This is a genomic window from Flavivirga aquimarina, assembly GCF_030540835.1.
GTDB lineage: Bacteria > Bacteroidota > Bacteroidia > Flavobacteriales > Flavobacteriaceae > Flavivirga > Flavivirga aquimarina.
Map to the genome: position 1 here is coordinate 81,534 of NZ_JAUOEK010000101.1, position 21,184 is coordinate 102,717.

Genomic DNA, 21,184 nt, shown 5'->3' on the forward strand with positions numbered 1-21,184 from the left:
CACAACGAAACGCATTTTTATTAGTTTTGAGGTCTTTTTTAGTATTTTAAAGTAAAATGATTCTTAAAAATCCTACCGTCTTGTAACTCAATAGCAAACCAGTAGTCATCAACAGGTAATTTTTCCCCATTGATGGTACCATCCCACCCAATACCAGTAGGACTTATTTGTTTTATTAGTTTACCATATCTGTTAAAAATACGAATTTTGGTTTCTGGTTGAATCATACTTGAAACACCATATATCTGCCAGGTGTCATGTACACCATCATTGTTAGGGGTAAAGAATTTAGGAAAACCTATAACAGACACTTTATAGGGAATGGCTCCACAATTATTTTTTACATCGTTTACGGTTACTGTATAAATACCTGGGGGGACATTTTCAAATATATTGCTTTTTTGGTAAGGATAAACTATAGCATTATTTTGGTCTAGTAACCTGTATTCATAGTCACCTTCACCAGATACGATAACTGTAATCATATTGTTTTGAGAGGCATCAACTACATTAATGTCTTGAATAGTAGCTATGTTAGAAGCTTCAACTGTTATAGTTTTGTTTTTGGTACATCCGTTACTATTAATAACGGTTACATTATAAATATCAGGTTCATTTATTTGAATTTCGTATGTACTTTCACCTGTAGACCAACTATACGTATAATTACTCGGAGAATCATTTAAAATAGTGGCGTTTATATTAATGGTTTCGGGAAAAGTATTTAAACAATAGTAAGTGAGTGCTTCTCTATCTATGTTGGGCAATTCATTAACTCTAAGGGTTATTTCTCCAATGTCAAAACAGGCATTATTATTTTCTACCCTTGCAAAAATTATTTGGTTGTATGGATTGTTTTCGTTTGTATAAGATAAATCTAAATTATTTTCTTCTAAAAGCGCATCATTATAGGTTTCGTAATAAGTTATTGGATACGTAAAGCCATTAATCGCTTGGATATTGGTTGTTATTTCATCTAGATTAAAGGTATTAATACCGTCTTCAGACTCTAGTTCATCACAATCTTCATGAACATAAGGTTGAATATTTTCAAGACTTAAATTCAAAGTTAATACAGACGTGTCGTAACAGTTGGTATCTATATTGTAAACTTCAACATATATGGGACTCGGGTTATCTGCATCATACGTATAATTACTACTATTGGTAATTTCGGAATTTCTAGTACTATCAGTAAAAAACCTTGTGGATAAACCTAAAATGCCACCAGTTAAGGCATTGTTAGCTTGATTTAGATCAAACCTTGTAAAACCACCAGCTATACCATCTTCGTCACATTGGATCAGTTCTGCATCAAATGCTGTTGGGTTTGTATTATAAGTTACCTGAGCTATACCTTCTAATGTTTCTTTACAATCCCCTGTATTTGTGTCGACAAAGACTTTATATGTTCCGGGAACTGAAACTTCCAGATCAAAATCAGATTCAGGTAACGGGACATCGTTTAAAGACCATGTGTAAATAGCTCCAGGAATGTTGTCGGCTTGTAATATATATTTATCTCCGGCACATAATTCTAATCTTGTAGTTATGGCGTTGTTATCTATAATATCTATTTTTTGAGTAAAGAAAGATGTTATAAATGGAGGTAAACCTTGTGTTGAATTACGGGTTAAGCTGATGGCATTATGTTCGTAATCGCATGAAACTCCTAAAATATTAGGTTCATTTATAATGGATAAAAAGGGAGACCCTCTATCGTATGTACTGCTCATGGCTCTATAAATTCTACCATCTGGACCTAATTGTAAGCTGCCTCTATACATTTGCCTGTCATCTATCACAGTTTCAGTATCACTTATATTTGGAGCTGTTAAATCATATTGTAATAAGGATCCATATTGTTTTGTGGGGTCGAAAAAATCCAGATTGGGATCGGTATTAAAATACGCTGAAACGTATAAAACAGTACTGTTTTGTGAAAACTCAACGCCATATGGGGATTGTTTTTTTTCTGGAGGGTCAAAATTAATATTAATTTCTTGTTGGTTGCTAACAATTCCTGTATTTACATCAAAATCATAGAGAAATATACCGTCTGAAGAATTTGCGGACACTAATTTTGTACCATCTGGAGATAGTTTTAAGCAACCTCTTTGATCGGTTACAACAAGATCATTAAATGTAGAAGAGACAGGTACTGTATTTATACCCATATCTGTTATCTCGTATGCATGATATGTGTTTAAAAGGTTATTGGTGGCAGCACCATCTGTAGAGGAGAAGGTAATTACCCAAAGTGCCTGTGTTTCGCAATCTTTTTGAACGGCACTGATTTTTTCGGAACTATTTGGAAGCAAGTTAATATTTTTTGATGTGACATCTCCAAATGTCCCATTTAAGCTCATATCAACTTCAGAATAGTTGAACCCCAGGTCGGGGTCACCATTTGCAGATATGGATGTGTCTACAGTAAAAATATAATATATATTGGGATCTTTAGGTTTTGGAATTACTATGGCAGATTGCGAACTGGAAGGGTCTCCAAACAAACCATTTCCTGTAAGACCATTTGCATTTGGCATGGGTCTGTGTAATCTATCCCATACGGTTACGCCATCTGTATAAAATAATAGGTTGCCATCGCCATCAGAAATAGTAGTACAGCCTTCACGAGTGGTTAACTGGCCATCTGTTAGTTCTGATATGGTTCCATTGGCATTAAAACGAATCCCGGCATAATTGCCAAAATACCAATTAGACGCTTCGTTTTGAGAAAAAGTATTAAAGCTCGTAATAAAACATATTATTAATACGATAATCTTTTTCATAGCATTTGGTAGTATACTACCAAATATATTATAAATCTCGCTTTTTTAATAATCTATACGATAAAAAGATAAATAAGGCAGTCCAACCCAAAACAATAGCAATTTCGTACCAATGCACTGCGTAATCGTATGTCAAGTCTTCTCCTAATTGAGCTGCCAATTCTTTGGCTGCAGATAATCTTGAGCCGGGTTCATCTATTAAATTCCACATAGATTTAAATGGTAAAAATTGATATATTCTATCTGTTTCATCAAAACCTTTGTAGTGACCACTAATTATAAAGTAGCTAATGAATTCTATTAAAAATAAAACAGCCATAGCTGCAACAGCAAAAGCAGAGCGTTTAATTAATACTCCTAAAAATAAACCAAAAGAGAAAAAGCACACCAGCTTTATAAAGAATGCTAACAAAAATTCTAGATCGGTAAAAATGATTGCTGGCTCGGTATAGCTAGAATAGATTAGTCCTAAAACAATTGAAACTAAAAACACAAAAACTGTTGAAATTGCGGCAAAAGAGAGAGCCATGTAGAATTTTGACAATATAAATTCTTTCTTACTTAAACCATCAATTAAGTTTTGTTTTAGTGTTTTATTACTATATTCATTTGCCGTCATAGATACAATGACCATTAAAAGGAAAATTTTAAAAAAAGCAGCGACAAATGTATTGAAATGCCAGATATATGGGAAATTAAAAATTCCTAGCTCGGCTAGGTGAAATTTAATTGAACCAATATCAAATTTTATTGATGCAATAAGAGCAATTGATACTAGTAATAAAAAGTATATTGATATTAAAACTTTGCTTGCTTTATTATGTTTTATTTTTTGAAATTCTATACTTAAAAGTCGTAACATGTGATGCGTTTTGGTTCTATTAGTTGTTGTCTGTTAATTGCAAAAATTGCTCTTCTAAACTTTCTTTGCGTTGTACCAAATGTGTGAGTATAATACCTTTTTCGAATAAGTACTTGTTAAAATCTTCAGATTTCATTGGGGAGTCCAAGAAAGCGGTAACTAAACCATCTTCAACTTTAATATTTTTAAATGAGACATTATTTTCCAATAACGCTACTAATTCATTCTGTTTATTCGTTTTTAATTCAAAAAAACCATGGCTCGAAATCATTTCATCAACACGACCAGAATATAGTTTAACACCTTTACGCAATACAACAACATGTGAGCAAACTTTTTCAACTTCGTCTAATAGATGTGAGGCTAAAAGAATAGTGGTGCCTTTCGCTGCAATTTGTTTTATAATTTCTCTAATTTGATGTATGCCCTGAGGATCTAATCCGTTAGTGGGCTCATCCAAAATTAAAATCTCAGGGTCGTTTAAAAGTGCAGATGCTATGGCTAAACGCTGTTTCATTCCCAACGAATAAGTTTTAAACTTACTGTCTTTTCGCTCTAAAAGCCCAACAATTTCCAGTTTCTCATCAATTTTTGCATAGTCAACACCTTTAATTTTACAAACGAGCTTCAGGTTTTGGGTTGCTGTCATGTACGGATAAAAATTTGGACGTTCTATAATAGCTCCGACCTTTTTTAGAGCATCATGTGTTGTTATATTCCCATCAAACCAATAAAAATCCCCCTGCGTTTTATTTACAACATTTAATACGATTCCTAAGGTGGTTGATTTCCCACTTCCATTGGGGCCTAAAATACCATAAACGTTGCCCTTATTTATAGTGAATGATAAATCTTTTACTGCTGTTAAATACCCGAATTTTTTGGTGAGATTGCTAATTGTTAGTATAGACTCCAAATTTTTACATTTTTTATGCTATTTAGAAACATAGCATTGGTTATTTATTAAAAATATGACGACAGTATGATTACTTTGTTACAGGCTTATAAAATAAAAGCTTTAAATTTGAGTAATTATACTATTTATGGAAGATTTAAAGATATCTAAAAAAAAGCCATCGTTTCCTGTAACGCCCAAGTTACATGATTATCTTTATGAATATAATAGAAATATAAAAATCCCTATTTTTTATGAAGATTTATTACGTTTTCAAGGCTCTGTAGTGGTTTATGATAAAGAGGAAAAAGACACTTTATGGATACGGGTTTTTTATAATGAATTTGAAAGAGAAGAGATTGATTTATCTTTAAAAAAGGTTTATACCATTTTGCATTCTGATGGAAACGAGAATACCATACCTTTTCTTAATGTGGATGCTATTGATTATTGCACGTTTGGAAATTCGAAGCCATTTAGAATTAAAATTCGAAATATTTTAAATGATAATTTCACCTATTTTTATGTGAAAATTGCAGATGCATCTCGAGTTTATGGTTTAGAATTAGAACATATGTTATCGCCTTATAATCTCAATTTTTTAGTTTATAAAAATACATTAATAGAAGAGCATATTGTTGGTATTCCTGGAGATGAATTTGTAAAGAATATGCTTCCTAAATGTGATAAATCTGAAAAAGCTCAAATAGCCAAAGAATTTGTAAAGTTTAATGAACGTTGTATGATTAGGCTTTTAGGTGACATGCGCTCTTATAATTATGTTATTGTACCAACCCACGATTTTGATCATGTTGTTTATAAAATTAGAGCGATAGATTTTGATCAACAATCGTACGAAGGAAAGTTTAATATTTATAGGCCACAATTTTTTAAAGAAAATTTAAAAATGGTAGAATTGGTGTCTAATAGTATACAGAAATTATCTATAGATCAATATAAAACGGAGGAACGTTCTATTTTGGTAAAGCGTTTAAAGAGTTTTCCCGGTAGAGTTGATAAACTATTAGATTGTATGTGTACAGATACCATTTCAAAAGAAGAAAATATAGATTTATTAAAAATGAAAATCTTTGAATTTACTCAAGATGTGAAGTTCAAGCACTCTAAAAATATGGGAGAAATTCTTAGATGTTCTATGGAGTTTTTAACTCGTAATTATGAAAATGTAAATCTGGAAAATTTAAAATAGTCTTAATTAATTCCAATTTTCATCGAAGTCTAAATTGTTATAATCGTCAACATCAATACTATCTTCAAACTCATTGTAATTGTCGTCTGTGTCTGCTTCAAATAATTTTTCGGGAGCTACATCTGGTACTTGACCTTTAACAAACATTAAATTGGGGTAATCAGTACCCTTAGCTTCTTCTACAATTTCAGCTAATTCAACATAAAATGTCCACATACTTAAAAAGTCGTACACATAAATCAGTTTTGGCTGTACCTCGTGTACAACGCTACTAATTTCTGTTTCATTCATTAATCGGGCAGAGTTGTCTTCACTTAAATCGAACAGTGAAATTTCTTCACCTTGATTCCATTGGTCATCACTTAAATAAAACGACGCCATTTCTGTACCATCAAATCCAAAGGATTGAGTGATAATATTATGCAAATCTTCAAGAGTATCACTTTCGCGAATTTCTAAATCACGAAAAATATCCTCTTCGGTATCATTGTCTAAAATAACTCTAAATCTGTAAATCATGATGAAATAGTTATACTACAAAGGTATGTTTTTTTTCGATTATTTGGTAAAACGATGCAATGTAAAAGTCATGGCGCTTAATAAAAAGAAAGCTCCTATTTGATGTGCTACACCTAACCAAACAGGTACTTGTAATAGGATAGTGAATATACCTAATAAAAATTGGATACATAATACGACAAGTAATATCTGTATGCCTTTAGATTGGTACTTTGTAAGCTGTAATTTTTTTGATTTTTTCCAAATTAATAAAATGAATAAAACAATGACATATGCCAACATTCTATGTACAAATTGAATACCACTTTTGCCTTCAATGAAATTTTTGTACCATGGACTTTGCTCAATGTAAACGGTTTGGTGCATAAATTTACCTTCACTCATCATGGGCCAATGGTTATGTATAAAACCGGCATCTAATCCGGCTACAAAAGCACCATATATAATTTGAAGTAGTAAGATAGCAAGGCTTAATCGTATTAAGTTTCTAAAGGATTTATTTATTTGTTTTTTATGCGGAAATATTAAATCTAATGCAACCCAAAAGGTATATGCAAAGGTTATAAATGCTGTTGTTAAATGTGCTGCCAGCCTGTAATGGCTTACATCTGGATTATCAACTAAGCCACTTTTAACCATATACCATCCCAAAAAACCTTGAAATGCACCAAGGCATAGCAAGATAATAGCCTTTTTTGCGGTTGCTTTTGATATCTTTTTTTTAATTAAAAAGTATATAAATGGGATTAAAAATACGAGTCCTATAAACCGACCAATAACACGATGTAGCCATTCCCAGAAATAAATATCTTTAAAATCTTGAAGTGTAAATTGGTTATTTAATTTTTGATATTCGGGGTATTGTTTATATAAATTAAAAGCTTCTTGCCATTCTACGTCATTCATTGGCGGAATAGTACCAGAAATAAGTTTATAGTTAGATATAGATAATCCGGAATGTGTTAATCTTGTAATGCCGCCTACGACTACCATAATAAAAATTAGCAGACATCCGGTAAGTAGCCAATAAATAACTTTTTTATTGTCTTTATTCATCTTTTTGTCTGGTCGAGCGCAGTCGAGACCTTTTCTTTAGTAAAATTAATTAACCTCTCGACTGCGCTCGAGGTGACATTGTATTTAGCCTATCATTTTTTTAAAGCAAAGGCTATTAGTCATATCTTTATACTGTCCGTAATTTGGTATTACTGTATAGTTGTTCTTTTTATAAAATTGTACAGCTTCTACCTGCCTTTTTCCGGTTTCCAACACACATGCTTCGTAGCTTAATTCTTTAGACCAGTTTTCTAATTCTTTTAGAATTATAGTAGCAACACCCTTTCCTCTTGTTTCTGGAAGTGTGTACATACGTTTTACTTCGGTTTCATGCTCTGTATATTTTTTAAAAGCACCACAGCCAACAGGTTTATTATCTATATAAGCAATTACTACATGCTTTAGTACATCAATATTGTTGTATTGATTATAAAACTCATGATCGTCTCCGTCAACAACCTTTAGATAGTCATTTAATAAGTTTACTAAATTGATGAAGTCTTTATTGTCGGAATCTGTTCTAATTAGTTTAATCATGCTACTGAACTATTTTTAATCCTAATCGCTCTCCTTCTTTTATCATTAATTTATAGGCGGCGTTGTATTCATTTGGAATATCTCCTTCTAAAATAGCTTCTTTTATAACATCTTTTATTAAGCCGATTTCACGAGATGGTTTTATATTAAACGTTGCCATAATCTCTTCTCCGGTAATTGGCGGTTGAAAATTTCTAACATGGTCTCGTGCTTCAACTTCGATAATTTTTTCTCGAACTATTTTAAAGTTGTTGTGATATTTATTGAATTTTTTAGGGTTTTTTGTTGTAATGTCTGCTTCACAAAGCGTCATTAAATCGTCAACAAAATCACCAGCATCAAAAACCAAGCGGCGTACGGCAGAATCTGTAACGATATCTTGTGCCAGCACAATAGGGCGTGAACTCATGAATACCATTTTCTGTACAAATTTCATTTTATCATTTAATGGCATTTTTAGCCTTTTAAATAAATGATAGACCATTTTAGAGCCTTCAAATTCATGCCCGTGAAATGTCCAACCTACTTTTTTGCTAAACTTTTTTGTTGGTGCTTTGCCTATATCATGTAGTAAGGCTGCCCAACGTAACCAAAGGTTATCGGTGTTTTTTGCGATGTTATCAACGACTTCCAAGGTGTGATAAAAATTATCTTTATGTCGCTGACCTTCAACTTCGTCAATACCTTTTAATGCTGTTAGTTCCGGCATTATATAATTTAATAACCCGGTTTTTTCCAGTAGAAGAAATCCAATAGACGGCTTTTTACTTTCTAGAATTTTATTTAATTCTGTTACAATGCGCTCTTTGGTTATAATTTTGATACGATGGCTGTTTTTGGTAATAGCGTTTAGCGATTCACTTTCAATTGTAAAGTTTAATTGCGTAGCAAAACGTATGGCACGCATCATACGTAGCGGATCATCGCTATATGTAATATCTGGTGCTAAAGGTGTGCGAATAATTTGTTTTTCTAAATCTTTAATGCCATTAAATGGATCTAATAAATCACCAAAATTAGATTCGTTTAAGTTTAAAGCTAAAGCATTTATGGTAAAATCACGACGGTTTTGGTCATCTTCTAAAGTGCCAGTCGTTACTATAGGGTTTCTGCTATCTTTATTATAGGACTCTTTGCGAGCTCCTACGAACTCGATTTCGATATCATCATGTCGAAGCATGGCTGTGCCATACGTTTTAAAGACCTGTACTTTAGGTTTGTTTGGAAGGTTTTTGGCAACCTGTTTTGCAAGTTCAATACCATTACCAACGGCAACGACATCAATATCTTTTGCATGACCTCGTTTTAATATAAAATCACGTACAAAACCACCAATAACAAAACTGTCTAAATTTAATTCTTTAGCAGATTGCGATATAATTTTAAAAATATTATGCTGTAATGCCTTTTTGTAATTCATATTTTAATTGCCACGAAACGAATACACGAATTAGTTTTATAATACAATTACTTTTATGGTCTATAAATTTTCGTGTATTAGTGGCTAAATTTCACGTTCTTATAACTCTAACAATACCACTGTTACTCAATTTAATAATTGAAGATGGTTTGTTACAGATTTTTTCGCGATGCAAATTTACAACATAGTCTACACCTTTTATAACCTCTTGAGATATTTCTTTAAATGATTTGGGAGTTGGTTGTCCGCTTATATTTGCTGATGTTGAAACGATGGCAGTATTAAGTTTTCTTGTGAGCTGATAACAAAACTCATCATCCGGAATTCTAATCGCTATAGAACCGTCATCAGCAATTAAGTTAGGAGCTAAATTTTGAGCTTCATCATAGATAATGGTTGTAGGTTTTTCAGAAATATCAATAATATTTAAAGCTACTTCAGGAATTTTTTTCACGTACTTTTTTAACATTCTATCATCTGCAACCAAACATATTAAAGCCTTACTGTCCTCACGCTGTTTTAGTTCATATATTTTTTTAACTGCTTCTTCATTAGTTGCATCGCAACCAATGCCCCAAACTGTATCTGTAGGGTAGAGTACGAGTCCGCCGTCTTTTATTACTTGTATAGCGTTATTTATTTCTTTTTGCATGCCTAAGGCACTTAATTTTTTACTAATAGAATTTGGTAAGCATCAATTAAAACTTTCCAATTCTTCTTACGCATATATTCCACAACTGTTTTCCCTTTTCCACCACCAGGTAATCCACAATCATCTATTAATACTATAGAGTTATCGTGTAATTTATCTTCAATAATTTGAAATTCTTTTAAATGATGTTCCTGACTTTTAACTTGAATTTCTTTATCTGTTTTTGAATAATCGTAGCTATCTAAATATAAAAAATCGACAGTCTCATTAAAGTTTTTAAGAAATTCTAAAGAGTCATTCAAATGTACTGTTATGGTGTCATTTAAATCTTGTCTATTAACTTCATCTTGAGCACCTTTTACCGATTCTTCACTAATATCGACAGAATGCATTTTAGCATTATTTTGCTTTGCCCATTTGCCAAAAACAAACGTTGCTGCCCCATCTCCTTTAGTATTTTTTAATCCTTCTCTTGAAGTACCTGTTTCAATAATCATTTTAACATGCCTTTCGTCAAGTAATTTTAATGTTTTAGCAAATGTTATTCTTCGCCTTCTAAAATTATATTTAAAGGGCATAAAAGGGTATAACGATTTATGTTTTATAAATTTTAATGTAAAGTGTATTGTTGGAGGCAAAAGTAGAGCGATTGTCAGTATTTTAAATACCATATTGTAAGTTTTTTGTGTAAAAGGTTAGTTGTCAATATCTTATAAAATAATTTTTATATTTTAGCCAAAATTAATTAAAATATATAAATGGGGAAACAACTAAAGTACATGTTTTTAAAGTTAAAATCTTTTTTAAGGAAAAAAATTCTAGGTAAATATGCCATTGGAGTGTTATATGAAACGAAGAATGGAAATATTGCTGCACCTATAGAAGACCTTATGGTAGGTAAAAAACTTGGCTGCTATGGTGAGTATAATATGTCTGAGATTAATACCATAAAAGATTTTATAAAGCCAACGGATACCATTTATATAGTTGGAGTACATTGGGGTACTTTACTTATACCGCTTTCTAAATATTGTGAAAAAGTTGTAGGGTATGAAGCGAATCCAAAAACGTTTTTTTTTTTAGAAACCAATTTATTAATTAATAAAATAAGTAATGTTTTATTATTTAATAATGCAGCAGGGGATACTTCTAAAAAAATGAAATTTTATACAAGTATCATTAATTCAGGCGGTAGTAAAATAAAGCCTAAAATTGATAAACAAATGTATGTTTATGATGATCCTGATACTATTGAGGTTGATATGGTCGCTATTGATGAACATTCAAAAACTAATAATTTAAATGAGGCGCAGGGTATAATCATGGATATTGAAGGGGCAGAATATTATGCTTTGCAGGGTATGACAAGTGTACTAAAAGCAAGCAGGTTCTTATATATTGAATATGTACCCCATCATTTAGAAAATGTATCATGCACTAGTAATGAGGACTTCTTTAGTTTAATACTCCCTCATTATAATACTGCGAGATTTATGAATGATAGATCCAAATTTTTTGATATTACGAATGATAGTGACATGTTTTTGTCTTATATAAATACATTAAAAGATGCAGGAAAATCAGATGATATATTATTTACCAACTAGTATGTCTCTATAAACTTTTATATATTCTAATGCTGCAGTATCCCAGTTAAAACTTTTAGCATGATTTATATAGTTTTGTGATAAGATGTCTTTATTTTTATTGAAAGTATTTAAGCCATTTTCTAAAACTTCTGCCATGTATTTAGGATCATAATGATCCCAATAAAAAGCATGTTTCCCTCCAATTTCGGGAAGCGAGGTGTTATTAGATAAAAATGCAGGTTTACCAAAACGCATAGCTTCGATTGGTGGAATACCAAAGCCTTCTCGTAATGATGGGAAAACAAATGCATCACAATTTTGTAAATAGTACTGTTTATCTAATTCGGATATTTTACCAGTAATTAAAACACGATTTTCTAGCCCTAATTCTTTTATTGTACTCTGCAGTGTATTGTTAGCATAAGTGGTATTATTGTTCCCCGATAGTATTAAATCGTATTCAGGCAAACATTTTAGCATTTGCACTAATACATGAAAATTTTTACGTTCTGTAAATTCTCCAATGCTAAACAAAAAAGGCCGTTTCGATATTTGTTTTGGAGTATAATTCTGAGGGATTTTAATATCTATGATTGGATTACCATTATAGATAACATATTCGGGAACATCTGGAACTTTAAAATATTTATGAGTTGAAGCTTTTGCATAATTTGATATATAGGTAATGGCATGACTTCTGTTTAGTTTTTCTTGAAAACGTACATTGCGTTCATGCGACATATCGCTAGATTGTTCTTCAATAAAATTAACATCATGTACGGTTAAAAGATATGGTATGTCATGGTAAGGCTCAATTTTAATATTTTGATTAAGACAATGCCATACATCATATTTTTTTCTAATTCTAAACAGTTTATGCCTGCTAAGGGTATGGTATTTTCTATACTTAAAGTATGAGCTGAATTCAGATTTTAAAAGTTGTGTGTTTTTTGCATGAAGTGTCATTTTAAAATCTTCAATATTAGCATTGTAAAGTCCTTTTATTAAATGATAGTTGAATTGACCAAATCCAAAATGTAGATTTTTGATGTTATGAGATTCTAAAAATATATGCTTCATAATTCTTTTTGGCAAAGTAATAAATTGCTATAATATATTGATGCAATTATTTAAAAAGATAAAAAGTAATTGTAATATTGCTCTATGAAGCATTCGGAAATTAGAGCGGAATTTCAAAGTCACAAATTGGTGCTTGATGATTTTATTACAAACTTTGAAACTAAGGGAGAGCCTTTTGGAAATCAAGATAGAAATTCATTAAAACTATTTAAGCTAGAGGATAAGATAATTAACGTTAAATCCTTTAGAATACCCAATATTGTAAACCAAATTACTTATAAATTTTTTAGAAAAAGTAAAGCACAACGCTCCTACGAATATGCTAACAAGCTTAAGGAGTTATATATTGGTACACCAGAACCAATTGCTTATTACGAATACAAAACCCCTTTTCTGTTTAAAAAAAGCTATTATATAAGTGAGCAGATAGATTGCGATTTAACGTATAGGGAATTAACAACAGATTTTGATTATCCAGATCACGAAAACATACTTAGAGCTTTTACCAGATTTACTTTCGATTTGCATGAAAAAGGTATTCATTTTTTAGACCATTCACCGGGAAATACTTTGATAAAGAAAACGGATAATGGTTATGATTTCTTTTTAGTTGATTTAAACCGTATGGAGTTTAAAAATTTAGATTTTGAAACGAGGATTAAAAATTTTGCCAAATTGACGATTCATAAATCTATGATAGAAGTTATGAGTGATGAGTATGCCAAATGTACTGGTGAAGCTTATGATGCGATATTCAATTTAATGTGGAAAGAAACGGAAGATTTCCAACATAAATACCACAGAAAAAGACGCCTTAAAAAGAAATTAAAGTTCTGGAAAAAGTATAATTAACTGTTTTTTTGAAGTCTATAAAGCTTAATATACTTTAAAAAAGTAACGTTAAAAGTTTGTACGCAAATAACCAAACCATTTAGACCATCTAAAAACCCCAATCTTAAAAAGTAGGCTTTAAAAAAAGCCCATGAAGGGTTAAATAATATTTTCCAAATAGAAGACCTTTTTCCGGCATCGAAATAAGCTTTTGCAGCAATACTGGAAAAGTTTTCAACCTTTAGGCTATGTTCACTATAATCTCTGTAAATCCAATGCAATAGATCACCTTTAAGCTTTCCTGCTTTTAAACCTTTTTTTAGTGTGTACCTATCATGTGGGTTGATACCTTTCCACTCACCATTGCCTTTTTTAAACAATCGTAGCTTTTTATCCGGATACCAATCAGAATGTTTAATCCATTGCCCACAATAGTTATTTAACCTGTTGCAATAATAGCCATCAAAAACCCAATGCTCTTTTACTTTTAAAATAGATTCTTTAAGTGTGTCAGACAGTGCTTCATCCCCATCTAGCGATAAAATATAATCGTATTTAGCTTGAGAAATAGCATAATTTTTCTGTTCTATATAACCTTCAAATTTATTTTGAATTAATACAACATTGTGAGCTTTGCATATTTCAAGAGTTTTGTCTGTAGAAAAAGAATCGACTACAACAATTTCATCAACAACACCGACCAACGATTTTAAACACTTTTCTAAATGTTCTTCTTCATTAAATGTAATGATGACTCCAGAAATTTTAATCATGCTCTTTAATTTGATTCTTTAGCAGTTTTCCAGCAAAACTAGGATATTATTGATTTACAAAAAACTTTTCGAATGTCTAGATTTAATTTTAAACAGAAATTATTTTAAAAACGCTTTTAGTTTATTTGTAAAAAGCTCTGGTTTAAACATTTCATATAATGTTGCTGCTTTATTTTTTAATGTCTTCTCAGCCTTGGTATATAACTCAGGCTTGTAATCCTTTAAATGAACACCCACATTATTGTCATTTTCAAAAAGGCTCCAGGTTGCTTTATCTATCCATGGTGAAAATATAGCAAAGGTTTTAATGTTTAAGGCTTTAGCCATATTAATAGCACCGCCTTCATTACCAATTAAAGCGTCACAATGGTATGTAACAGCTAAAAATGCTCTTAAATTTTCACCAAACACATTAAAGAAAATATTATTTTGAGTTTCCGGATTGCATAAATTAAATATAGAACGGGCTTCAGTTTCCTGATTTGGTATATAATTAAATAATATTTGTCCGGAGGTTTCCTCGACTATAGTTTCAATAACTTTAGCCATATAGTTAAAAGGATAGGTTTTTTTAGCACCGCTTCCCAACACACTTACCATATATAATGGTCTGTTAAAATCTATCTGGTTATTTTCTAAAAAGAGTCTGCTGTCGGCAATTTCCTTTTCAGTTACGTATATTTTTGGCTTTATAAATGCTGTTTTTATACCTAAAGGAGCTAGTAATTGCATCCTATTAAATATTGCTAATCCAGTTTTACCATCATTACTTTTAACTCTTTTTATATTGTGGTGATATATATAGGTTGTATAATACTTGTGATATGAAATTTTGGTTTTTGCTTCAGAGAACAGACTTATTAAGTTACTGGACAATTTAGAATATACATCAATAACAACATCATACTGTTTATTTCTTACAGATTTAGCAAGTCTTAAAAGTTTAACCTTACTACTTTTAGTCTCTTTAGTAAATAAGATGAAGTTATTAATGTTAGGATTGTTTTCTACAACCGCTATGGTATGTTCGTTAATTAAATAATCTAATTGTGCTTTTGGAAATTTTTGGCGAAGCGCTTCAAACAGAATACCGCTTGTAAGCACATCGCCAATCATTTGTTGTTGTATGATTAAGATTTTCAAAATTTACAACTTCGATTTTTTACATGTTTTTGTAAATGAGCAAGTATTGCCCACCACAACTGTATACTGCTAACTTATTTAAACAGCTACATTATGCTCTCTTAAGGCATCGTTGAGCGACGTTTTTTTGTTAGTGCTTTCTTTACGTTTTCCAATAATTAAAGCACAAGGTACATTATAACTTCCAGAAGGGAACTCTTTGGCATAACTACCAGGTATTACTACAGAACGAGCTGGAACTTTACCTTTATATTCAACAGGTTCATCACCAGTTACATCAATAATCTTTGTACTCATTGTTAAAACAACTCCAGCACCTAAAACAGCTTCCGTTTCAACACGAACACCTTCAACAACGATACATCTAGACCCAATAAAAGCGTTATCTTCTATAATTACAGGAGCTGCTTGTAAAGGTTCTAAAACACCACCAATACCAACACCACCAGATAAATGTACGCCTTTACCTATTTGTGCACAACTACCAACAGTGGCCCAAGTATCAACCATAGTACCTTCATCTACATACGCACCTATGTTTACATAACTAGGCATTAAAATAGTACCACTGGAAATATAGGCACCATGTCTTGCAACAGCATGAGGTACTACACGAATCCCTTTTTCTGCATAACCACTTTTTAGTGGGATTTTGTCATGAAATTCTAGCGGCCCAGCTTCTATGGTTTCCATTTTCTGAATTGGAAAATATAACACAACGGCTTTTTTTACCCATTCGTTAACCTGCCAACCACCTGTAATTGGTTCGGCTACTCTCAATGCTCCTTTATCTAATAAATCTATAACCTTTCTTATCGTAGAGGTCGTTTTTTCATCTTTTAAAAGATCTCTATTTTCCCATGCTTCCTCTATGATTTGTTGTAATTCTATCATTGATATTTAATTTTTGGGCAAATATACTAGGTATCATTTAAAAAATAGAATCAAAAAGCTATTATATCAATTATAAAGACTTCTAATTTTTTGTCGGTTGACACTAGGTTTAATAAAAATGAGCTTCGGTTTTCCCTTTGAAATAAAAAAATAAATCGATGAAATGCATTTTTTGTGTATTTCACCTTGTTAATCATGCTTTTAATCTGTTCGTCGATGAAAATTTGTAGCTCCACTACTAATCGAAAATACGGTAGTTTATAACTATTTTTTTGTGTTAAAGGCTTATTCCGGATATATATTTGGAACATCAAGCAATGATAAACAGAATGAAAACAAATTTTTACATATTATTAATTTTATTACTTTCCTTTTCTTACGGAGATGCGCAAAGCAAAACTGAAGTTATAGAAAACGAAGCTAATAAAGTTGTTTTAAATTCTGTAAATGATGATGTTACTGTTGCAACTGATAATTTAGTAGAAACTGTAAAAGAAAGTGATACATTGTTAATTGGTGCGGATGAATTAAGAGCTTCTATTGCACGTACAAGTGATATTAGAAACTATTTAAATCATGTAAGAAATGTTGAGAATATAAAATTGTTATTTCCAAAAATAAACAAACGCATTAAATCTTAATATATAAGGTTTTGAATATTAGTAAAAGGTTAAACTATTGAAAGAAGACTGTCTGAAAAGGCGGTCTTTTTTTATCTGTTATAGTTCGAGTATATAAAAGAAAAGCGTGCTTTATTACAGTAAATTCAAATTGTAAATGATATTATTAAACTACTTTTGCATAAAATAGGTATATGGCTCGTATTTTAGCAATAGATTTTGGTACAAAAAGAACAGGTTTAGCTGTAACAGATGTGTTACAAATTATAGCCTCAGGCCTTACTACAGTTAATACTAATGAATTAATTAAGTTTTTAAAAGAGTATACTAATAAAGAACAGGTAGAATTGTTTTTAGTAGGAGAGCCAAAGCAAATGGATAATACCGCTTCTGAAAGCGAAAAGTATATTCTTCCATTTATAAATAATTTAAAAAAAGAATTTCCGAGTATTCCAATACAAAGAGTTGATGAGCGATTTACTTCTAAAATGGCTTTTCAAACCATGATTGATAGCGGGTTAAAAAAGAATCAGCGAAAAAATAAAGCACTAATTGATGAAATAAGTGCTACTCTTATTCTACAAAGTTATTTATATTCTAAATAGTCTAAACTTAATTAAGAACGCATTTAATATAAATACTACTAATAAATTATACTATTTTTGCAACCATAAAATACTAAGTGAATAATGATTTTACCAATAGTAGCCTATGGCGATCCGGTATTAAAAAAGAAAGGAACAGACATCACTAAAGCGTATCCGAATCTAGATACTCTTTTAGAAAATATGTTTGAAACTATGTATAATGCTTATGGAGTTGGTTTGGCGGCACCTCAAATAGGATTACCTATTAGACTGTTTTTAGTTGATACTGCACCTTTTGCTGAAGATAAAGATTTTACTGCCGAAGAACAAGACGTATTAAAAAATTTCAAGCGTGTTTTTATTAATGCCAAAATAGTTAAAGAAGAAGGAGATGAATGGGCTTTTAATGAAGGATGTTTGAGCATTCCAGATGTTAGAGAAGATGTCTTTAGGCAACCAAAAGTAACTATTGATTATGTTGATGAAAATTTTAAGGCACATACAGAGACTTTCGAAGGATTAATAGCCAGAGTCATTCAGCATGAATACGATCATATTGAAGGCATTTTATTTACAGATAAACTATCCAGTTTAAAAAAACGTTTAATAAAAGGAAGGCTAGCTAACATATCTAAAGGCAAAATAAATGTCGATTATAGAATGCGTTTTCCTAATCAAAAAAAGAAACGATAATATTTGCAAGAAATCAATAAACAATTGATATTTGCCCCTTTCAATAAATAATTATGAGTTTAGATAAAGTACTGTCAATAGGAGGAAGACCGGGATTATATAAATTAATAACACAAACACGAGGTGGTTTCGTTGCCGAATCTTTAATAGATAATAAACGTGTATCTGTAAGTGTTCAAAATAACGTTAGTATTTTAAGTGAAATAGCAATTTATACATTAACAGAAGAAATACCATTAAAGCAGGTTTTTGAAACTATTAAGAAAAAAGAAAATGGACAACCATGTTCTGTTAAACCCAAAGACAGTAAAGATAAATTAGAAGAATATTTCTTTGATGTGTTGCCGGATTATGATGAAGACAGGGTATACGCGAGCGATATTAAAAAAGTTGTACAATGGTATAATTTATTGCAGAAACACAATATGCTGGATTTTTTAGATTCTGAGGAAGAAAAAGAGAGTGTCACATCGGATGAAGAAGAATAAAATTTAACACCTCCAGATTGGAGGTTTTTTTATGCCTTTTTGTAAGTCTTATAAGTATTTGCCGACTGTAGATAAGATAACAAAAAGAATAAAGTAATGAAATCACTTTGGTTTTTTGATGATGTCAATCTTTTCAAGGTGCTTTGTCCCCACAAATTTAAAGCCTACAAAGCAAATCACGATTTTGATGCCTACAAAAAGAAAGACTATATATACTTTGAAGAAGATTCTGCAAACAAAGTGTATCTTATAGAAAAAGGTAAAGTTAAAATAGGCTATTACAGTGAAGATGGAGATGAAGTTGTTAAAGCTATTTTAACACGTGGAGAGCTATTTGGCGAAACAGCTATTCTTGGAGAGTCTAAGCGCGAAGAATTTGCGCAATCAATTGATAATACTACAAGTATCTGTCCTATAGGAGTGAATACAATGCATGATTTAATGCGAAATAATCAAACCTTTAGCTTTAAAATATATAAAGTAATCGGTTTTAAATTAAAAAAATTAGAAAGGCGGTTACAATTATTACTATTTAAAGATACCAAAACACGTCTTGTAGAGTTTTTAAATGAGTTATGTGCAGACTATGGGTATGATTGTGAAAAAACAGGAGATAAAGTAATTCATCATCCTTATACGCAAAAAGATATCGCTTCTTTAATAGGGACTTCCAGACCTACGTTAAATATACTTTTAAACGAATTAAAGGAAGAAAAAGTCATACAATTCACCAGAAAAGAAATAAGAATTCATAAAAATATTGCTTAATGTTAGATAGCTAACATTTTATAAAATTAACGTGCTTTATTTTTGAAGTATTAAAAACTTTAAAAAAAAACACAATGATTAAGAAAATGTTTATAGCTGCAATATTAGCAATTGGATTATTAGCTAGTTCTTGTAGTAATGATGACGATAATACACCATCAACAGCTAGTTTAACTTTAGAGTTGGATGGGTTAGAAGCTTTAGGCGACGATTACGTTTATGAAGGCTGGATAATAGTAGATGGATCTCCGGTTTCAACAGGAATCTTTACTTCGGTTACTTTTCCTCAATCTTTTACAGTAGATGCTCAACAATTAGAAGATGCAACAACATTTGTGTTATCGATTGAACCAGCAGGAGAAACAGGAACGGCAGCGGCTACGCCTGCAGATACAAAAATTTTAGTAGGTGATTTTTCGGGAGATAGAGCTCCTGTTAATACGGCTATAGTGGGTGATTTTAGTGGTTCTTGGGGAATATCTTTTTTAAGAACTCCAACAGATGAAGTACCAGGGAGTGCTAATAATGGTAATGACGAAAATGGTATTTGGTTTGGAACTCCAGAAGCAACAGGGCCTCCAACAGTAGGCTTAGGTTTACCTGTGTTACCTGCCGGTTGGAAATATGAAGGTTGGGTAGTAGTAGATGGTGTTGGACCATTAACAACAGGAACATTTACCAGCTTTGATACAGTAGATGATTCCAATGATTTTAGTGGAACAGAAAATAATGCAGGACCTCCAGTACCTGGAGAGGATTTCTTTAATAATGCGCCTGCAGGATTTACATTCCCATTAGATGTAAGAGGACGTACGGCTGTTATTTCTGTAGAACCAGATCCAGATAACTCTCCTGATCCTTTTACTCTAAAACCTTTAGTAGGTACTGTAGGGCAAGATACAGCTCCAGCGACTCATGATCTTATATATAGTTCTGAGTCTTTCCCCACAGGATGGGCTATTAGATAAGTAATTAATTTTATACTTTTGTTAGATTAAGGCATAGTTTCGACATAGAAGCTATGCCTTTTAATTTTGAATTTATCTTAACTTTTGTTTTTAACCGAAAAAGAGTTGAAATTTGTTTAGATTAAATACCTTTTGAAAGACATAGTATCACTATGTATAAAAAAATAATAAAAATATGGGCGAATTTTAGTCATTCCTGTTTATTAGTAGTAGGTTTTAGGAAATAGAAAAAGTCAAGGTATATGTTAAAAAGAAAAAAAATCAGCTTAAAAAATATTGCATTTTTAATTATCATTGTAATATTAATTATCCCTCAAACACGACAGCCCATACAAGTATTTTTGCACAAAGGATTAGCACTTTTTAGTCCATCTATAATTAGTAATGAGAAACAGCCAAGCTTGGTGCATTATAATTGGAAACTTAAAGACGAACAAAGTGTATTTAATTTTGAAGCAATAAAGGGTAAAGTTGTTTTAGTGAATTTTTGGGCTACTTGGTGTCCACCATGCATAGCAGAAATGCCCAGTATGCAAGCATTATATAATGATTATAAAGATCATGTTGCATTTGTTTTCGTTTCTAATGAAGATTATACGGTAATCAATCCGTTTTTAAATAAAAATAAATACACTTTTAAAGTATATAACCCTTTAACTAAGTATCCGGAATCTTTTGATGTTATTAGTATTCCCCGAACTTTTTTAATAGATAAACAAGGTCATATTGTAATTGATAAAACCGGAGCTGCAAATTGGAATAGCGATACGGTTAGAAAAACTATAGACAATTTGTTAAAGTAGTGAA

General features: G+C 31.3%; 23 protein-coding genes. 10 read left to right on the top strand and 13 right to left on the bottom strand.

Annotation, left to right across the window (positions count from 1 at the left end):
• Nucleotides 1–38: 38 nt before the first annotated feature.
• The 3 genes from Q4Q35_RS09070 to Q4Q35_RS09080 are packed head-to-tail and all read right to left on the bottom strand — an operon-like array spanning nt 39 to nt 4,570.
• A complete protein-coding gene (locus Q4Q35_RS09070; protein WP_303277653.1) occupies nt 39–2,792 on the bottom strand; it encodes a T9SS type B sorting domain-containing protein in 2,754 nt (917 codons plus the stop codon).
• A 28-nt stretch (nt 2,793–2,820) separates the two neighbouring features.
• On the bottom strand, nt 2,821–3,654 hold the full coding sequence (locus Q4Q35_RS09075) for an ABC transporter permease (RefSeq protein WP_303277654.1): 834 nt from the start codon (nt 3,652–3,654) through the stop codon (nt 2,821–2,823).
• 19 nt (nt 3,655–3,673) lie between these two features.
• Entirely contained in the window at nt 3,674–4,570 is an 897-nt protein-coding gene (locus Q4Q35_RS09080) for an ABC transporter ATP-binding protein (RefSeq protein ID WP_303277655.1), read from the bottom strand.
• 127 nt (nt 4,571–4,697) lie between these two features.
• On the opposite strand from Q4Q35_RS09080, the gene Q4Q35_RS09085 reads away from it, so the two are divergent.
• Nucleotides 4,698–5,759 (top strand): hypothetical protein, encoded by a 1,062-nt coding sequence (locus tag Q4Q35_RS09085; RefSeq protein ID WP_303277656.1) that lies wholly within the window; start codon nt 4,698–4,700, stop codon nt 5,757–5,759.
• Nucleotides 5,760–5,765: 6 nt separating this feature from the next.
• Here the strand turns inward: Q4Q35_RS09085 and Q4Q35_RS09090 are convergent, their stop codons facing one another.
• The 6 genes from Q4Q35_RS09090 to Q4Q35_RS09115 all read right to left on the bottom strand — a co-directional run bounded on the left by Q4Q35_RS09090 (nt 5,766) and on the right by Q4Q35_RS09115 (nt 10,614).
• Nucleotides 5,766–6,278: an IS1096 element passenger TnpR family protein gene (locus tag Q4Q35_RS09090; RefSeq protein WP_303277657.1), complete on the bottom strand. Its 513-nt coding sequence runs from the start codon at nt 6,276–6,278 to the stop codon at nt 5,766–5,768.
• A 39-nt stretch (nt 6,279–6,317) separates the two neighbouring features.
• The gene (locus Q4Q35_RS09095) at nt 6,318–7,334 is read right to left on the bottom strand and encodes a COX15/CtaA family protein (protein WP_303277658.1); all 1,017 of its coding nucleotides are present in this window, start codon (nt 7,332–7,334) and stop codon (nt 6,318–6,320) included.
• Between the two features lie 84 nt (nt 7,335–7,418).
• Complete coding sequence (locus Q4Q35_RS09100; protein WP_303277659.1) at nt 7,419–7,871, bottom strand: GNAT family N-acetyltransferase; 453 nt, start codon at nt 7,869–7,871, stop codon at nt 7,419–7,421.
• 1 nt (nt 7,872) lies between these two features.
• Nucleotides 7,873–9,291, bottom strand: coding sequence for a CCA tRNA nucleotidyltransferase (locus tag Q4Q35_RS09105; protein ID WP_303277660.1), 1,419 nt, complete (start codon nt 9,289–9,291; stop codon nt 7,873–7,875).
• 91 nt (nt 9,292–9,382) lie between these two features.
• Entirely contained in the window at nt 9,383–9,943 is a 561-nt protein-coding gene (locus Q4Q35_RS09110; protein WP_303277661.1) for an L-threonylcarbamoyladenylate synthase, read from the bottom strand.
• Between the two features lie 11 nt (nt 9,944–9,954).
• Complete coding sequence (locus tag Q4Q35_RS09115) at nt 9,955–10,614, bottom strand: class I SAM-dependent methyltransferase (RefSeq protein ID WP_303277662.1); 660 nt, start codon at nt 10,612–10,614, stop codon at nt 9,955–9,957.
• Between the two features lie 87 nt (nt 10,615–10,701).
• Between Q4Q35_RS09115 and Q4Q35_RS09120 the strand changes: the two genes are divergently transcribed.
• Nucleotides 10,702–11,550 carry an FkbM family methyltransferase gene (locus tag Q4Q35_RS09120; RefSeq protein WP_303277663.1) on the top strand — a complete coding sequence of 283 codons (849 nt, stop codon included), beginning with the start codon at nt 10,702–10,704 and terminating at the stop codon, nt 11,548–11,550.
• Here the strand turns inward: Q4Q35_RS09120 and Q4Q35_RS09125 are convergent.
• On the bottom strand, nt 11,536–12,612 hold the full coding sequence (locus Q4Q35_RS09125) for a glycosyltransferase family 4 protein (protein ID WP_303277664.1): 1,077 nt from the start codon (nt 12,610–12,612) through the stop codon (nt 11,536–11,538). The two genes, Q4Q35_RS09120 and Q4Q35_RS09125, sit on opposite strands and share 15 nt — an antisense overlap.
• Nucleotides 12,613–12,696: 84 nt before the next feature.
• Between Q4Q35_RS09125 and Q4Q35_RS09130 the strand changes: the two genes are divergently transcribed.
• Nucleotides 12,697–13,464 (top strand): lipopolysaccharide kinase InaA family protein, encoded by a 768-nt coding sequence (locus Q4Q35_RS09130; RefSeq protein WP_303277665.1) that lies wholly within the window; start codon nt 12,697–12,699, stop codon nt 13,462–13,464.
• Here the strand turns inward: Q4Q35_RS09130 and Q4Q35_RS09135 are convergent.
• From Q4Q35_RS09135 to Q4Q35_RS09145, 3 genes are all read right to left on the bottom strand, one after another.
• On the bottom strand, nt 13,461–14,216 hold the full coding sequence (locus Q4Q35_RS09135) for a glycosyltransferase family 2 protein (protein ID WP_303277666.1): 756 nt from the start codon (nt 14,214–14,216) through the stop codon (nt 13,461–13,463). The genes Q4Q35_RS09130 and Q4Q35_RS09135 overlap by 4 nt on opposite strands.
• 99 nt (nt 14,217–14,315) lie before the next feature.
• Entirely contained in the window at nt 14,316–15,359 is a 1,044-nt protein-coding gene (locus tag Q4Q35_RS09140) for a glycosyltransferase family 9 protein (RefSeq protein WP_303277667.1), read from the bottom strand.
• Between the two features lie 78 nt (nt 15,360–15,437).
• Nucleotides 15,438–16,253 (bottom strand): 2,3,4,5-tetrahydropyridine-2,6-dicarboxylate N-succinyltransferase, encoded by an 816-nt coding sequence (locus tag Q4Q35_RS09145; RefSeq protein WP_303277668.1) that lies wholly within the window; start codon nt 16,251–16,253, stop codon nt 15,438–15,440.
• A 329-nt stretch (nt 16,254–16,582) separates the two neighbouring features.
• On the opposite strand from Q4Q35_RS09145, the gene Q4Q35_RS09150 reads away from it, so the two are divergent.
• From Q4Q35_RS09150 to Q4Q35_RS09180, 7 genes are all read left to right on the top strand, one after another.
• Nucleotides 16,583–16,894 (top strand): hypothetical protein, encoded by a 312-nt coding sequence (locus tag Q4Q35_RS09150; RefSeq protein WP_303277669.1) that lies wholly within the window; start codon nt 16,583–16,585, stop codon nt 16,892–16,894.
• Between the two features lie 173 nt (nt 16,895–17,067).
• Nucleotides 17,068–17,478, top strand: coding sequence for a Holliday junction resolvase RuvX (ruvX, locus tag Q4Q35_RS09155; protein ID WP_303277670.1), 411 nt, complete (start codon nt 17,068–17,070; stop codon nt 17,476–17,478).
• A gap of 84 nt (nt 17,479–17,562) precedes the next feature.
• Nucleotides 17,563–18,153 (top strand): peptide deformylase, encoded by a 591-nt coding sequence (gene def / locus Q4Q35_RS09160; protein WP_303277671.1) that lies wholly within the window; start codon nt 17,563–17,565, stop codon nt 18,151–18,153.
• A gap of 53 nt (nt 18,154–18,206) precedes the next feature.
• On the top strand, nt 18,207–18,641 hold the full coding sequence (locus tag Q4Q35_RS09165; protein WP_303277672.1) for a DUF5606 family protein: 435 nt from the start codon (nt 18,207–18,209) through the stop codon (nt 18,639–18,641).
• Between the two features lie 96 nt (nt 18,642–18,737).
• Complete coding sequence (locus tag Q4Q35_RS09170) at nt 18,738–19,409, top strand: Crp/Fnr family transcriptional regulator (RefSeq protein ID WP_303277673.1); 672 nt, start codon at nt 18,738–18,740, stop codon at nt 19,407–19,409.
• A 74-nt stretch (nt 19,410–19,483) separates the two neighbouring features.
• On the top strand, nt 19,484–20,377 hold the full coding sequence (locus tag Q4Q35_RS09175; RefSeq protein WP_303277674.1) for an anti-sigma factor: 894 nt from the start codon (nt 19,484–19,486) through the stop codon (nt 20,375–20,377).
• Between the two features lie 242 nt (nt 20,378–20,619).
• The gene (locus Q4Q35_RS09180) at nt 20,620–21,180 is read left to right on the top strand and encodes a TlpA family protein disulfide reductase (RefSeq protein WP_303277675.1); all 561 of its coding nucleotides are present in this window, start codon (nt 20,620–20,622) and stop codon (nt 21,178–21,180) included.
• The last annotated feature ends 4 nt before the right edge of the window (nt 21,181–21,184 follow it).